The sequence below is a fragment of the Acetivibrio ethanolgignens genome, from assembly GCF_001461035.1.
GTDB classification, from domain to species: domain Bacteria; phylum Bacillota; class Clostridia; order Lachnospirales; family Lachnospiraceae; genus Velocimicrobium; species Velocimicrobium ethanolgignens.
Genome location: NZ_LNAM01000191.1, coordinates 221 through 16,540 on the forward strand (window position 1 = coordinate 221; position 16,320 = coordinate 16,540).

Below are 16,320 nucleotides of genomic sequence, written 5' to 3' on the forward strand. Positions count from 1 at the left end.
CTCACTTCCGCAATATCGCAAGCAAAATCTTTCAATGCAAAAACCAAAATTTCTAATACACCACGCAAAAGCCTAGCCTGGTAAAAGCATTTACCCTACTTTAGTTTTACCAGACTAATGGACTTGTGGGGTGATTGAAAATTTTGGACTGTAGATTTGTTTGAATTTCAGGAGACAAAAAAGAGTGTTGGTATTATAGTGAATAAGCTATACGGAGAAGGGCTGATAATTCTTAAAAATGCATAGCCTACAGAGGCAAAAAACACGGAGGTTTTTTGAGCGGACCTGAGACAGGAGGTCGAATGTCCGAGTACTCGTCACTTGTAGTAAATGATATGCATTTTTTTAGAATTATCGCCCTTCGTAGTCCTAGCTTAAGAGCTATCATACCAACACTCTTTTCGTTTCTTAAAAATCAAAACAAATCGATAAACCAAAATTTATTTACGCTTCATCTCCGCAAATCCCATATACACCACCCATACATAGGCACAGGTTTTGGGAATCATGAGCATGCCAAGCATTGGAATTGTATCGGCAAACAGTACAACAGGAATGTAAAAACCAAAGCTTAAAACGATGGCAAGCCACATAAAGCGAAAGGCCTTGTCCTTATGTCGGCGGGCTTCCTGGTAGAAAATAACGATGATGATAAGACCCAGGAGAGCAAAGGGAATATTGCGGTAGATGCCCCAGCTTAAAGGAGCGTCGGTACTGGTCCAGCGGTTTTGCGGCATAAAGCACAAAATAATCCGCAGCACAGCCAGAGCATAGCAGGAAACAGTCAGAAGAGGACGACCCTGAATCTGGTAGCGTTCTCTAAAGATGTGGTAGAGAACCAGATAAAAGATGGTCATGGTAATAGAGGTAATGAATTTACCAGTACCAAGGGCGGTAGTGTGATTTGCCAGACCATCGGTGCAAAAGGCATAGGCTCTTGGAACCAGATGGAAGGCATCGCCAAAACCAAGGATAACAGCCATAAAGCCAAACATACGGTACTGCTTCTCCTTTGCCTTTAAAATCATGTAAAGCCCCATGCTGATTACGGTAACTAAATAGATAACATCAAATAGAGTTTCAAAAACTGCCTGCATAATAAAACCCCTTTGTTGAGATAAAACCAGCAGAAAAATGCATAAATGGATTCTGCTGGTTTTGTGTATCCTATTAAAAACTCTCGCTGTTTTCTTCTTGGGTCATTCCTTTGGCCCGGTGGAAGATTTCCATGAACTCCTTGCCGGTAATAGTTTCTTTTTCAGTCAGGAAGGCAGCCAGTTCATCCATAACCTCACGGTTTTCAGAAAGCATAGCCTCTGCTTTGTCATAGGAATCTTTCATGATTTTCATGACCTCGGCATCGATCTGAGCTGCTGTCTGTTCACCGCAGTTTAAGACAGGATTGCCATTCAGATAGCGGCTTTCTATGGATTCCAGGCTTACCATGCCGAAAGTATCGGACATACCATATTGGGTAACCATAGCACGGGCCATTTTAGTGGCTTTTTCAATATCATTGGAAGCACCGGTGGTGATAGAATCAAATACCAGCTTCTCGGCAGCACGGCCTCCACAGAAGGTAATAATATCGGCTAGCAGCTCTTTTTGGCTCATCAGGTATTTTTCTTCCTCTGGTACCTGCATAACGTAGCCGAGAGAACCCATGGTTCTTGGAACGATAGTAATTTTCTGTACTGGTTCAGCATCCTTTTGAAGGGCAGCGACCAGGGCATGACCGATTTCGTGGTAAGCAACGATTTTCTTTTCCTCTGCACTTAAGATACGGTCCTTCTTTTCCTTACCAGCGATAACGACCTCAACAGCCTCAAATAAATCAGCCTGGGAAACAGTGTTTCTTCCGCTCTTTACAGCCATGATAGCAGCTTCGTTAATCATATTGGCAAGGTCAGAGCCGACAGCACCGGAGGTGGCCAGGGCGATAGCCTCCAAATCTACGGTATCATCCATATGAACGTCCTTGGCATGCACCTTTAGAACTTCGATACGACCCTTTAAATCTGGCTTTTCTACAATAATTCGGCGGTCAAAACGGCCGGGACGTAAAAGTGCTTTATCTAAGACCTCCGGGCGGTTAGTAGCACCCAGGATAACCAGACCCTTAGAGGTATCAAAACCATCCATTTCGGAAAGCAGCTGGTTTAAGGTCTGCTCTCGTTCGTCATTGCCGCCACCATAATGGGAATCACGGCTTTTACCAATCGCATCGACCTCATCAATAAAGATAATACATGGAGCCATCTGCTGTGCCTGTTTAAAGAGGTCACGGACACGGGAGGCACCGACACCCACAAACATTTCTACAAAGTCAGAGCCGGATAGGGAGAAAAATGGGACACCAGCTTCTCCTGCAACAGCTTTGGCAAGCAGGGTTTTACCTGTACCTGGAGGACCTACTAAAAGAGCTCCCTTTGGCAGCTTTGCACCGATTTTTGTATATTTTCCAGGATTGTGTAGAAAGTCTACCAGCTCATACATGGATTCCTTCGCTTCCTCCTGACCGGCTACATCCTTGAAGGTAACACCAGTCTCCTTCTGTACATACATTTTGGCTGTGCTTTTTCCAACCCCCATCATACCACCACTGCTTTTGGAAATCATACGGAAACCAAACCATACGATAGCCCAGACTGCCAATAGTGGAAGAATGTAGACCAGGAAGAAGTCAAGAATAGTATTACTAGGTTGTACAACCTCGCTTCCATAGATGACTCCGGCGGTATCCAGACGCTTGGCGAGGGCATCGGCATCTTCTACATAGCCAGTATAGTAAGTAATGACATAATAATCATTTTCAGAAGTTACCGGGGTAATGGAAATCTCGTTGGATTTAAGCTCTACTGACTTAATCTTGCCATTATCTAACATCCGGACAAATTCATCATAAGTAATCTGCTTATGTGTGCTCTCCTTCAACTGTGTGCTCATAATGGACACCATTAGGAGGGTGCACAGGGAAGCAATAATGGCGACGAGAATTCCGGTACGGTTGTTATTGTTGTTTTTTCCGTTATTAGGGCCATTTTTATTTTCGTTCATATATGAAAACGGAACCTCCTTATTATTTTTTTGATATTCTCTTAGTATTGTAATTTATTCGTATTTTAAAATCAAGTGCTTTACATTTTTTTTATATTTATACTGGATTTTTTATAAAAACCGCGATATAATAAATTTTTATTAAAGGATAAGCATAAAGGAGGATAAGATGGCTGTAAAGTACGTTTTTGTCACAGGCGGGGTAGTTTCCGGACTGGGCAAAGGAATTACGGCAGCTTCTCTGGGAAGGCTGCTGAAGATGCGTGGCTATCGGGTGACCATGCAGAAGTTTGACCCGTACATTAATATTGATCCAGGCACCATGAACCCAATTCAGCATGGAGAAGTTTTCGTCACCGATGATGGAGCTGAGACGGACCTGGACCTGGGACATTACGAGAGATTTATTGATGAAAGTCTCACCAAGCAATCCAATGTAACTACCGGTAAGATTTACTGGTCAGTTCTTTCTAAAGAAAGAAGAGGAGATTTTGGCGGAGGCACCGTACAGGTCATCCCTCATATTACAAATGAAATCAAGAGCCGTTTCTACCGCAATGACGGCTGTTCTGAAACTCAAATTGCTATTATCGAGGTTGGAGGCACTGTAGGTGATATCGAGAGCCAGCCTTTCTTAGAGTCTATTCGTCAGTTCCAGCATGATGTTGGAAGAGAAAATGCAGTACTGATTCATGTAACCTTAATTCCTTATTTAAAAGCATCAGGAGAAATGAAAACGAAACCGACCCAGGCCAGTGTAAAGGAGCTGCAGGGTATGGGCTTATGGCCGGATGTTATCGTATGCCGTACGGAGCGGCCTTTGGAGGATGGTATTAAGGATAAGATTGCTCTGTTTTGTAATGTACCAAGTGATCATGTGCTTCAGAATCTGGATGTAGAGACTCTTTATGAGGCACCTCTTGCTATGGAAAAGGAGCATCTGGCGGATGTTATCTGCAAGAGTCTGCAGTTAGACTGCCCAAAGCCGAAGCTGAAGGAATGGGAAGAAATGGTGCATGCGGTAAAGTATCCGGAAAAGGAGGTAACAGTGGCACTGGTGGGAAAGTATACAGCATTGCATGACGCTTATATCAGTGTTGTAGAGGCATTAAAGCACGGGGCTTTAGCACATCATGCAAAGGTAAACATCAAGTGGATAAATTCTGAAGAAGTTACCTGGGAAAATGCAGGAGAGTACTTTTCTGATGTCAGTGGTATTTTAGTACCTGGTGGTTTTGGAGACAGAGGTATTGATGGCAAGATTTTTGCAATCCGCTATGCAAGGGAGAACAAAATTCCATTTCTGGGACTGTGCCTTGGTATGCAGATGGCGATTGTAGAATTTGCGAGAAATGTTGTGGGCTTTAAGGATGCACACAGTGCAGAGCTTGCTCCTGGTACAACCCATCCGGTGATTCATCTGATGCCGGAGCAGGATGGTATTGAGGATATTGGAGGTACCTTAAGATTAGGTGCTTATCCATGTGTGCTGAATAAAGAATCCAAAGCTTATAAGGTATATGGTCAAGAGGTTGTGGAGGAACGTCATAGACACCGCTATGAGGTTAATAATTATTACAGAGAGGATTTAATCAAGAATGGCATGCTGCTTTCCGGATTGTCACCGGATGGAAGAATTGTGGAGATGATAGAGCTTCCGGAACATCCTTGGTTTGTAGCTACCCAGGCCCATCCTGAGTTTAAGTCCAGACCAAACCGTCCACATCCGTTATTTAAAGGATTTATAGGTGCTGCATTAAATGTTTAATATAGAAGAAGAATTAAAGAAGCTCCCGGCTAAGCCGGGGGTCTATCTTATGCATAATAAGCAGGATGAGATTATCTATGTGGGAAAGGCGGTAAGCCTTAAAAACCGGGTACGGCAGTATTTTCAGCCAAGCCGGAATGTGACCCCTAAGATTGCCAGGATGATTGAAAAGATAGCCTGGTTTGAATATATCATTACAGATTCTGAGCTGGAAGCCTTGGTGCTGGAATGCAACCTGATTAAGGAGCATCGTCCAAAGTATAATACGATGCTGACGGATGACAAGAGTTATCCTTATATAAAAGCAACTGTAAATGAGGAATACCCAAGGCTTTTGTTTGCACGGCAGATGAAAAAGGACAAGGCAAAGTATTTTGGACCTTATACCAGTGCAGAGGCGGTAAAGGATACAATAGCCCTGATGCAGAAGATTTATCATATTCGCACCTGCAGCCGCCGGCTTCCAAAGGAAATCGGCAGAGAGAGGCCTTGCCTTAACTACCATATCAAGCAGTGCAAGGCACCATGTCAGGGCTATATTTCCAAGGAGGATTATAACGAATCCTTCCGACAGGCTGTGGAATTTTTAAATGGAAATTATACCCAGGTATTATCTATGCTGGAGGAAAAGATGCTGGCAGCATCAGAGGCTTTCGCCTTTGAAGAGGCAGCGGAATACCGGGATTTAATGAATAATGTGAAAAAAATTGCCCAGAAGCAGAAAATTACCAGCCAGGAGCAGGAGGACAGAGATGTCATTGCTGTTGCTAAGGCAGGGGAAGAAGCTGTTGTACAGGTGTTTTTTATTCGTGGCGGAAGGCTCATTGGCAGAGAGCATTTCCATTTTAATGAGGTAAAGGATGAGAGCCGGGCAGAGATTATTACAGCCTTTGTAAAGCAGTTTTATTCCGGCACGCCGTATCTTCCAAAGGAGCTTTTTTTACAGGAGAATCTTTTGGAGGAGGAGCTTATCTTAGATTGGCTCTCGGAAAAGAAGGGGCATAAGGTTTATGTCCGTGTACCGAAAAAGGGCGAAAAAGAACGACTGGTAGAGCTGGCAGAGAAAAATGCCTCCCTGGTGCTTCAAAAGGATTCGGAAAAAATAAAAAGAGAAGAAGCAAAAACCCTGGGTGCGGTAAAAGAGATTGCCGCATTGCTTGGCATGCCGTTTTTATGCCGCATTGAGTCTTATGATATCTCCAATACCAACGGCTTTGAATCGGTAGGCTCTATGGTAGTCTTTGAAAATGGAAAAGCAAAGAAAAATGATTACCGCAAATTCCGGATAAAGTCCATCAAAGGACCAGATGATTATGGCAGTATGCGGGAGATTCTGACAAGACGATTTACCCATGGGCTTAGGGAGCTTTCTGAAGACGGAGAAAAAAGCAGCTTTGCCTGCTTCCCGGATCTGATTATGATGGATGGCGGCAAGGGGCAGGTGAATGTTGCCCTGGAGGTACTGTCCGAGCTTAAGCTTTCGATTCCTGTCTGTGGCATGGTAAAGGATGACCATCATAGAACCAGGGGGCTGTATTTTGAAAATCAGGAGCTGCCTATAGAAGTGTCCAGTGAAGGTTTCCGGCTGATTACCCGGATTCAGGATGAGACGCACCGTTTTGCTATAGAGTATCATCGTTCTCTGCGGGGGAAGGCACAGGTGCATTCTATTCTGGATGATATTGAGGGTATTGGAGTGACCAGAAGACGGGCTTTAATTAAGTATTTTAAGTCTCTGGAGGCATTAAAGGAGGCTTCAGTAGAGGAGATTTTAAAAGCCCCATCCATGAATCTTAAGGCTGCACAGAAGGTATATGAATTTTTCCGGCAATAGGATGATTGCAGAGTGGGTGGGAATGTGTTAAAATAAAACAAGCATAAAAAATATACTTGCTGCAGGCAATGTAGCAGAATGGAGGAATGGATGTATACGGTAGAATTACAGAAGCTGATTGATAAGATGGCACTAAAGAACTGTACCCCTGAGGTGAATGTAGAAGAAATCCTGATTTCCCAAAGTGATGTGAACCGTCCGGCATTGCAGCTGGCAGGATTCTTTGATCATTTTGATTCCAACCGTATTCAGGTAATTGGATATGTTGAGCAGGCGTATATGCAAGAGCTTGGTAAGAAAAAAGCTATGGCAATGATGGAACGGATTATGGAGCATAAGATTCCGTGTATTGTATTCTGCCGAAGTATTGAAGTACCTCCGGATTTTGTTGCAATGGCTACCAGCTATGGAATCCCGCTTTTACAGACAGATAAGACTACCTCATCCTTTATGGCTGAGGTGATCCGTTGGCTGAATGTAGAGCTGGCACCTAGAATTTCCATCCATGGAGTTTTAGTAGATGTATATGGCGAAGGTGTTCTGATTATGGGCGAGAGCGGTATTGGTAAGAGTGAAGCGGCTCTGGAGCTTATTAAGAGAGGACATCGTCTTGTTACGGATGACGTTGTAGAGATTAAAAAGGTAAGTGATGATACCTTGATTGGTACCGCACCGGATATCACAAGGCATTTTATTGAGCTTCGCGGTATCGGTATTATTGATGTAAAGACTCTGTTTGGTGTAGAGAGTGTAAAGGACACCCAGTGTATCGATTTGGTCATCAAGCTGGAGGAGTGGAATAAAGATGAAGAGTATGACCGTCTGGGATTGGAGGAAAAATATACCGAGTTCTTAGGTAATAGGGTAGTTTGTCACTCCATACCGATTCGTCCGGGCCGGAACCTGGCAATTATCTGCGAGTCGGCAGCGGTTAATTATAGACAGAAAAAGATGGGCTATAATGCGGCAAGGGAGCTTTATAATCGTGTGACAAATAATTTAATGAAAAAATAGAAAACATGAGTGAGGATAGGAAAATGGATAAAATTTGTGTAGGTGTAGATATTGGGGGAACCAGTGTAAAAATTGGATTTTTTACAGAGAACGGAGAAAATCTTCATAAGTGGGAGATTGCAACCAGAAAGGAAAATGGCGGCGTGTATATTTTGCCGGATGTTGCAAATTCTATTCTGGAGACACTGGATGACAAGGATATGGATATTGATGATGTTATCGGTATCGGTATTGGAGTTCCGGGGCCAGTTGTCCATGATGAGGTAGTAGTGGAATGTGTCAATCTGGGCTGGGGAAGAACGGATGTAGTTAGTATCATGAGATCCTTGACTGGTATTGATAATATAAAGGCAGAAAATGATGCGAATGTTGCTGCTCTTGGAGAGATGTGGAAGGGTGGTGGACAGGGCTATAATAGTCTTGTTCTAGTAACCCTGGGAACCGGTGTCGGCGGCGGCATTATCAGTGACGGCAAGATTTTAACTGGAAGTAATGGTGCTGCTGGAGAAATTGGTCATATTACAGTGAATTTTAATGAATCTGTAGCCTGCAACTGTGGAAAAAAAGGCTGTCTTGAGCAGTATGCTTCTGCAACCGGTGTGGTAAATGAGACGAAAAAGGCTCTGGCTGCCAGCAATGCAGAGAGCGTGCTACGGGGGAAGGAGCATTTATCAGCAAAGGCTATTTTTGATGCGGCAAAGCATGGCGATGCCTTTGCCAGCCAGATGGTTGAAAATCTTTGCGAGATTTTGGGAAAGACCCTAGCCCATATTGCCCATGTGGTAGACCCACAGGTTTTTGTTATTGGTGGTGGTGTCTCCAAGGCGGGGCAGATGCTGACGGATAGGATTTTGGCATATTACAATGACAATGTTATGCTTGCGTTAAAGGACAGGGATTTCCGGCTTGCAAAGCTTGGAAATGATGCAGGTATCTATGGAAGTGCCAGACTGATTCTGGAATAAAAGAATCAGGATTAGCATAGGATAAAATCATGAAAGAAAAGTTTGAAGAGCAGTTAAGGATATGTTTAAAAAATGGACAGCTTAAGCTGTCAGAACCGATGAAAAGTCACACAACCTTTCGGATTGGCGGGCCGGCGGATTATTTTGCCCTCCCAGCAGATGAAAAGGAGCTGGCTTTAGCTGTACAGCTATGTCAGGAACAAGAGATACCTTTTTATGTTATAGGAAACGGAAGTAACCTTTTAGTGAGTGATAAAGGTTTTCGTGGTGTGGTTTTTTGTATTGGAAATGGCATGGATGCCATTGAAATAAGTGAAGCTGGCGTGCTGAAGGCACAGGCAGGTGCTTCTTTGGCAAGATGTGCTTCCCAGGCAGCGGCTGGTAGCTTGTCCGGTCTTGAATTTGCAGGAGGTATTCCTGGAACGTTAGGTGGTGCTGTCATGATGAATGCAGGTGCCTATGGCGGAGAGATGAGGGATACCATACTCTGGGCAAGAATTTTATGGGAGAATGGGGAAATAGAAAAGCTTTCCAAAGAAGAGCTCTTGCTTTCCTATCGTCATAGTATTCTTGCAGAACGACCGGGGATTGTTTTAGAAGCAGCTTTTCAGTTAGAAAAGGGTAACCGGGAGGAGATTCTTGAAAGGATGAACGGCTTTAATCAAAGCAGAAGGGAAAAGCAGCCATTGAATTATCCAAGTGCTGGAAGTACCTTTAAGCGGCCGGAGGGATATTTTGCCGGAAAGCTTATTATGGATGCCGGACTCAGAGGCTTTCGCATTGGGGATGCTATGGTGTCTGAGAAGCACTGTGGCTTTGTGGTAAATGTCGGTGAGGCGACGGCAGAGCAGGTGAAGGAGCTGATGGAGGAGGTTGACCGGATCGTATTTGAAAAATTCGGTGTGCATCTGGCTCCGGAAGTACGGTTAGTGGGAGAATGGTAATGCGTTGTATTATAGTAACGGGAATGTCTGGTGCAGGAAAAAGCTCTGCTCTGCATATGCTAGAGGATTCGGGCTTTTTCTGTGTAGATAATATGCCGGTGCCTTTGCTTGGCCGGATGGTAGAGATGGTGGCAGAGGGCAGCGGACAGATTGAAAAATTAGCCCTGGGTATTGATGTAAGAAACGGTGAGGCTCTGGCTGGGCTTAGAGAAGTCTTAGGAGAGCTGGAAAAAGGGGGCTATCAGATGGAGGTTCTGTTTTTAGAGGCTAGTACTCAGGTACTGGTAAAGCGGTTTAAGGAAACGAGGAGAACTCATCCGTTGACAGGTGTTGGCAGAGTGGACAAGGGTATTGAACTGGAGCGGAAACAGCTGGAGTTCTTGCGGCACAGAGCAGATTATGTCATTGATACCAGCCACCTTTTGGTAAGGGAATTAAAAGGTCAGGTGGATCGGATTGCTGCTGGAGAAGGTGGAATACGCAATTTCTTTATAACGGTGCTTTCCTTTGGATTTAAGTATGGAATCCCGGCAGATGCAGACTTAATTTTTGATGTCCGTTTCCTTCCAAATCCGTATTACCTGCCAGAGCTTAAGGAAAAGACAGGCAGGGATAAAAAGGTCTATGATTATGTGATGTCATCACCGGAGGCTGGTGTATTTTTAGACAAGCTGGAGGATATGCTTACCTTTTTGGTACCCAATTATATCAATGAGGGAAAGAACCAGCTGGTAATTGGTATTGGCTGCACAGGTGGCAGGCATCGTTCCGTTACTTTGGCGAGAGCTATTCATGAAAGGCTTAAGCCTCTGGAGTACGGAATGAAGCTGGAGCACAGGGATGCAGAGAAGTAGTGAGGAGCTATGTCATTTTCAAAAAATGTAAAGGAAGAGCTGTCAAAGCAGTTAAGTCCTGCCAGGCACTGTCAGATTGCAGAAATTGCGGCGATTATCAGTCTTTGTGGCAGCGTTTCAATCAATGAAAAGGATGAGTATTTTATAAAAATTCATACAGAGAACTTGACAGTTGCACGAAAATATCTTATTTTAATAAGGAACGCATTTCATATTTCAGCAGAGATTTCTGTAAAACAGGGATCGGGACTGAAAAAAAATAAAGTATATACCGTTCTGGTAAGGGATAAGGATGTGTCAATGCAGATTCTAAAGGCTGCAAAGCTGATTGATGCACAAGGAGAGATCCGGGAGGAGCTTTCCATGGCAAGTAATCTGGTCATACAGAATGCTTGTTGTAAAAGAGCATTTATACGAGGAGCCTTTTTGGCGTGTGGCTCTATGAGCGATCCGTCCAAAACTTACCATTTTGAAATTGTAACCTCTGTTCTGGCAAAAGCCAGGCAGTTGCAGGATATCATCAATTTTTTTGATATGGATGCCAAGATAGTGGTACGGAAGAATCATTATGTTGTGTATGTGAAGGAAGGGGCTCAGATTGTGGACCTGCTTAATATCATGGAAGCCCATGTCGCATTGATGGAGCTTGAGAATGTACGGATTCTCAAGGAAATGAGAAACTGCGTTAATCGACAGGTCAACTGTGAAACTGCCAATATCAATAAAACAGTAGCTGCAGCAGCAAAGCAGATGGATGATATCGAATATATAAAAAACACTATCGGCTTAGGTAAACTTTCGGAAGGCCTTGAGGAGATTGCACGGCTTAGGATAGAACAACCGGAGGCTTCACTGAAAGAATTAGGTATGCTTCTTAATCCGCCCATCGGTAAATCCGGTGTAAACCACAGATTGAGAAAAATCAGTGAGATTGCTGATAACCTAAGGGAAGAAAAGGAGAGAATGTAATGGTAAGCAAAAAAATCACAATTAAGATTCCGACCGGTTTGGAGGCAAGACCTGTGGCACTGCTGGTACAGGTTGCCAGTCAGTATGAAAGCAGCATTTACATAGAATGTGAGGACAAAAAAGTAAATGCAAAGAGTATTATGGGTATGATGAGTCTTGGCCTGGCAGCAGGTGAAGAGGTGGAGGTTACTGCAACTGGTAGCGATGAAGAAAAAGCAGTAGCTGAGATTGAAAAATATCTGGCTTCAGAGGAATAGAATTTTAAATTACAGATGTTTTAGCAGGGCTGTTGTATAGAGGATGTGCAACAGTCCTTTTTACTCTACCGGGAAAAGAGAGGTTGAAAATTATGGAGTTTACCCATTTACATGTTCATACAGAGTATAGTTTATTAGATGGATCCAGTAAAATTAAGGAGCTGGTAGCGAGAGCAAAGGAGCTTGGCATGGACAGTCTGGCAATTACTGACCATGGAGTTATGTATGGAGCAATAGATTTTTACCGGGCAGCGAAGGCTGCAGGAATTAAGCCGGTGCTTGGCTGCGAAGTATATGTGGCACCCGGAAGCCGCTTTGACCGGGAAGCAGGAAACTCCGATGAAAGGTATAATCATTTGGTGCTGTTGGCAGAAAATGACACGGGCTATCACAACCTGATGAAGCTGGTGTCCAGAGGTTTCACGGAGGGCTTTTATTATAAACCACGAGTAGATTATGAGATTTTGGCAGAGTTCCATGAAGGAATTATTGCTTTGAGTGCCTGCCTGGCGGGCAGCGTAGCAAGCAATCTCCGCCGGGGCTTTTATGAAGAAGCCAAAAAGGAGGCTCTTCGTCTGAATGAAATCTTTGGAGAGGGCAACTTTTTTCTGGAGCTGCAGGATCATGGCATACCGGAGCAGAAGACCGTAAATCAGGGACTTTTAAGGATGCATCAAGAGACTGGGATACCGTTAGTAGCGACCAATGATATTCATTATGTATATGATAGGGACGAAAAGGCCCATGATATTCTCTTGTGCATTCAGACACAGAAAAAGGTGACAGATGAAAACCGGATGCGGTATGAGGGCGGACAGTATTATCTGAAATCTTCGGAAGAGATGGAACGGCTGTTTCCTTATGCAAAGGAAGCTCTTTTGAATACGCATAAAATTGCAGAGCGGTGTAATGTAGAGATTATCTTTGGTGAGTATAAGCTGCCGAGATTTGATGTGCCAGAGGGCTATACTGCCTGGGAATACCTGCAGAAGCTGTGTAAAGAAGGGCTGGTGCGGCGTTACCCTGACCGCTGGCAGGAGCTTTCCGAGCGGCTTCAGTATGAGCTGGATACGATTCACGGCATGGGATTTGTGGATTACTTTTTAATTGTAGGAGATTTTATTAAGTACGCCAGAGACAACGACATTCCGGTGGGGCCGGGACGTGGCTCCGCTGCCGGCAGTATTGTAGCCTACAGTCTGGGGATTACTAATATTGACCCGATTAAATATAATCTCCTGTTTGAGCGGTTTTTAAATCCGGAGCGTCTTACAATGCCCGATATTGATATTGACTTCTGTTTTGAGCGGCGGCAGGAGGTAATTGACTATGTTGTCCGCAAATACGGTAAGGACAGAGTGGTACAGATTGTTACCTTTGGTACAATGGCAGCCCGGATGGTAATACGGGATGTGGGCCGTGTGCTTGACCTGCCTTATGCTTATGTGGATTTGATTGCAAAAATGATACCAACGGAGCTTGGCATTACAATACAGCGTGCCCTGGAGGTTAATAGAGAGCTTAAAAATCTGTATGATAGCGATGAACAGGCGAAGTACCTGATTGATATGTCTATGCGTTTGGAGGGACTGCCACGGCATACCTCTATGCATGCTGCCGGCGTTGTTATCAGTAAGGAGGCGGTGGATGAGTATGTACCGCTTTCCAGAGCTTCGGATGATACGATTACGACTCAGTTTACAATGACAACCCTGGAGGAGCTGGGACTGTTAAAAATGGACTTTTTAGGCCTTCGTACCCTGACCGTTATAAGGAATGCAGTAAATCTTGTGAATAAGGCGAAAAAACCAGGAGAAAAGCCGCTGTCCATAGATGAAATTGATTATGAAGATGCCGGAGTTTACGAGATGATTTCTGCTGGAAAGACCGAGGGTGTGTTCCAGCTGGAAAGTGCCGGTATGAAAAACTTTATGAAGGAGCTAAAGCCGGAAAGCCTGGAGGATGTTATTGCAGGAATTTCTCTGTATCGTCCGGGACCGATGGATTTTATTCCTAAATATATTAAAGGAAAAAATAATCAGGAGACAATTACTTATCTGTGTTCGGAGCTTAAGCCAATCTTAGAGCCGACCTATGGGTGCATTGTTTATCAGGAGCAGGTTATGCAGATAGTGCGTGATCTGGCAGGCTACAGCTATGGACGAAGCGATTTGGTACGCCGTGCCATGAGTAAGAAAAAGGCAGAGGTCATGGCGAAGGAACGGAAAAACTTTGTTTATGGAAATGAAGAAGAGGGTGTACCTGGCTGTATAGCAAGGGGGATTTCCGAGCAGGTGGCAAACCAGATATTTGATGAAATGACAGATTTTGCAAAATATGCCTTTAACAAGTCTCATGCAGCAGCTTATGCAGTAGTAGCATACGAGACAGCATATTTAAAGCATTATTATCCGGTAGAATTTATGGCGGCTTTGATGACCTCCGTTATGGATTTTATTAAAAAGGTATCGGAGTATATTTATCACTGCCGTCAAATGGGTATCGAAATTCTGCCGCCGGATATTAATGAAGGTTATGGTGATTTTTCCGTATCCGGCAATAATATCCGTTATGGCTTGTCTGCCATTAAGGGACTGGGAAAGCCGGTGATTGATGCTATTATAGCAGAGAGAGAGGCTAATGGGCCTTTTGTGCATATGAAGGATATGGCAATGCGGTTGTCCAGTAAGGAGATTAACAAGCGTACCTTTGAAAATCTGATTAAATCAGGAGCCCTTGATTCACTTCCTGGTACAAGAAAGCAGAAAATGAGCATATATGCACAGCTTTTAGATGGTATCAATCAGGAGAAGAAGAATAACCTGGAGGGCCAGTTGAGCCTTTTTGATTTAGCAGCGGAAGAAGATAAGGCAGAATTTGACATCACTTTCCCTGATGTGGGAGAGTATGATAAAGAAGTGCTATTAGGCTTTGAAAAGGAAGTTCTGGGGATTTATGTCAGTGGACATCCAATGGATGAATATGAAGCCCTATGGAAGAAAAATATTACCCATACGACTCTGGACTTTGCCCTGGGTGAAGAGGGTGAGGCTGCCAAGGTGCGAGATGGTGCAGTAGAGACCATTGGCGGTATAATTACCGGAAAGATGATTAAGACTACCCGTACAAATACTACAATGGCTTTCGTTACCCTGGAGGATCTGGTGGGAACAGTTGAGGTAATTGTTTTTCCTCGGGATTATGAAGTAAACCGCCGTTTTCTAGAAGCAGATAAAAAGGTATTTATCCGCGGAAAGGCAACAGTAGAAGAGGACAAGGACGCGAAGCTGATCTGTCAGAGGGTGATACCTTTTGATGATATTCCAAGGGAGCTTTGGATTAAATTCCAGAATAAAGAAGAATTTGTAAAAAGTGAACAAATGTTATATGAACTTTTAAGTGATTGTGACGGAAATGACAGTATCTGCATTTATCTGGAACAGGAAAAAGCGATAAAACATCTGCCTAAAAGTAAAAATTGCAAGGCAGATAGCGAATTTTTGACGAAACTCTCCGAAATTTTTGGTACGGAAAATGTCCGTATAAAAGAAATGAGTATTGAAAAAAAAGGGCAAAAAGGTTAGAATAAAGCTTGGTATAAAGAGAATTTGGAGGATGATGAACATGGCAGATAAAGTTAAAACGATTGGTATTTTAACAAGTGGTGGCGATGCACCAGGAATGAATGCTACAATTCGTGCAGTCGTTCGTACAGCCTTGGCAAAGGGCATGAAGGTAAAAGGCATCAAGAGAGGCTACAGCGGACTTCTTGATGAGGAAATTGTAGATATGAATGCGATGAGCGTTTCAGATATTATCCAGCGAGGTGGTACCGTTCTTTACACCGCTCGCTGCCATAGATTTCGTGATGCGGAATGGCAGAAGAAGGGAGCCGATATCTGCAGAAAGCATGGTATTGACGGAATGGTAGTTATTGGTGGTGACGGTTCCTTCCAGGGAGCCAGCAGACTGGCAGAAAACGGAATTAATACGATTGCTATCCCAGGAACTATAGACTTGGATATTGCTTGTACAGATTATACTATTGGTTTTGATACTGCAATTAATACGGCAATGGAGGCAATTGATAAGATTCGTGATACCTCTACTTCTCATGAACGGTGTAGTATTATTGAGGTAATGGGAAGAAAAGCCGGTTATATAGCACTCTGGTGTGGTATTGCAGGTGGAGCAGAGGAAATCCTTACTTATGAGCATTATGATGGAGATGAAGAGAGAATTATCGATAGTGTTCTGGAAAAGAAAAAGATTGGCAAGAAGCATCATATTATCATAAATGCAGAGGGCGTTGGCGATTCTGCAGGATTGGCAAAGCGTATTGAAGCAGCTACTGGTGTAGAAACAAGAGCAACGGTTATCGGTCACATTCAGCGTGGTGGAAGCCCGACCTGTAAGGACCGTGTCTATGCTTCCATTATGGGGGCAAAGGCTGTCGACCTGTTAGAGCAGGATAAGTCCAACCGAGTGATTGCCTATAGACATGGTGAGTTCGTAGATCTTGATATTCAGGAGGCTCTAGCTATGGAAAAGAGCCTGGATGAGTATATGTATGTAGTAGCACAGGGATTATCGAGATAGATTTTGGTTTGTAGCAGGAATATATTTTGAAAAAATAGTAAAGTAAGCATTAAATAATA

At 43.7% G+C, this 16,320-nt stretch carries 12 protein-coding genes; 10 read left to right on the plus strand and 2 right to left on the minus strand.

Features of this window, described 5'->3' with window-relative positions; genetic code table 11:
• Positions 1-440: 440 nt before the first annotated feature.
• Positions 441-1,097: a hypothetical protein gene (locus ASU35_RS14950; protein ID WP_058353786.1), complete on the minus strand. Its 657-nt coding sequence runs from the start codon at positions 1,095-1,097 to the stop codon at positions 441-443.
• A 73-nt stretch (positions 1,098-1,170) separates the two neighbouring features.
• Positions 1,171-3,057: an ATP-dependent zinc metalloprotease FtsH gene (ftsH, locus tag ASU35_RS14955; RefSeq protein WP_058353787.1), complete on the minus strand. Its 1,887-nt coding sequence runs from the start codon at positions 3,055-3,057 to the stop codon at positions 1,171-1,173.
• A 169-nt stretch (positions 3,058-3,226) separates the two neighbouring features.
• Between ftsH and ASU35_RS14960 the strand changes: the two genes are divergently transcribed.
• The 10 genes from ASU35_RS14960 to pfkA all read left to right on the plus strand — a co-directional run bounded on the left by ASU35_RS14960 (position 3,227) and on the right by pfkA (position 16,261).
• The gene (locus ASU35_RS14960; RefSeq protein ID WP_058353788.1) at positions 3,227-4,825 is read left to right on the plus strand and encodes a CTP synthase; all 1,599 of its coding nucleotides are present in this window, start codon (positions 3,227-3,229) and stop codon (positions 4,823-4,825) included.
• Positions 4,818-6,659, plus strand: coding sequence for an excinuclease ABC subunit UvrC (uvrC, locus tag ASU35_RS14965; protein WP_058353789.1), 1,842 nt, complete (start codon positions 4,818-4,820; stop codon positions 6,657-6,659). The genes ASU35_RS14960 and uvrC overlap by 8 nt, the downstream gene beginning before the upstream one ends.
• 90 nt (positions 6,660-6,749) lie before the next feature.
• Positions 6,750-7,673, plus strand: coding sequence for an HPr(Ser) kinase/phosphatase (hprK, locus tag ASU35_RS14970; protein ID WP_058353790.1), 924 nt, complete (start codon positions 6,750-6,752; stop codon positions 7,671-7,673).
• A gap of 23 nt (positions 7,674-7,696) precedes the next feature.
• On the plus strand, positions 7,697-8,638 hold the full coding sequence (locus ASU35_RS14975) for an ROK family glucokinase (protein ID WP_058353791.1): 942 nt from the start codon (positions 7,697-7,699) through the stop codon (positions 8,636-8,638).
• Positions 8,639-8,667: 29 nt separating this feature from the next.
• Positions 8,668-9,582, plus strand: coding sequence for a UDP-N-acetylmuramate dehydrogenase (murB, locus tag ASU35_RS14980; protein WP_058353792.1), 915 nt, complete (start codon positions 8,668-8,670; stop codon positions 9,580-9,582).
• A complete protein-coding gene (gene rapZ, locus ASU35_RS14985; RefSeq protein WP_058353793.1) occupies positions 9,582-10,436 on the plus strand; it encodes an RNase adapter RapZ in 855 nt (284 codons plus the stop codon). The genes murB and rapZ overlap by 1 nt, the downstream gene beginning before the upstream one ends.
• Before the next feature lie 9 nt (positions 10,437-10,445).
• Positions 10,446-11,405 carry a DNA-binding protein WhiA gene (whiA, locus tag ASU35_RS14990; protein WP_058353794.1) on the plus strand — a complete coding sequence of 320 codons (960 nt, stop codon included), beginning with the start codon at positions 10,446-10,448 and terminating at the stop codon, positions 11,403-11,405.
• Positions 11,405-11,662, plus strand: coding sequence for an HPr family phosphocarrier protein (locus tag ASU35_RS14995; RefSeq protein ID WP_058353795.1), 258 nt, complete (start codon positions 11,405-11,407; stop codon positions 11,660-11,662). Before whiA ends, ASU35_RS14995 begins: the two co-directional genes overlap by 1 nt.
• 92 nt (positions 11,663-11,754) lie before the next feature.
• Positions 11,755-15,246 (plus strand): DNA polymerase III subunit alpha, encoded by a 3,492-nt coding sequence (locus tag ASU35_RS15000; RefSeq protein WP_058353796.1) that lies wholly within the window; start codon positions 11,755-11,757, stop codon positions 15,244-15,246.
• A gap of 40 nt (positions 15,247-15,286) precedes the next feature.
• Positions 15,287-16,261, plus strand: a complete 975-nt coding sequence (gene pfkA, locus ASU35_RS15005; RefSeq protein ID WP_058353797.1) for a 6-phosphofructokinase — start codon at positions 15,287-15,289, stop codon at positions 16,259-16,261.
• Positions 16,262-16,320: the final 59 nt, after the last annotated feature.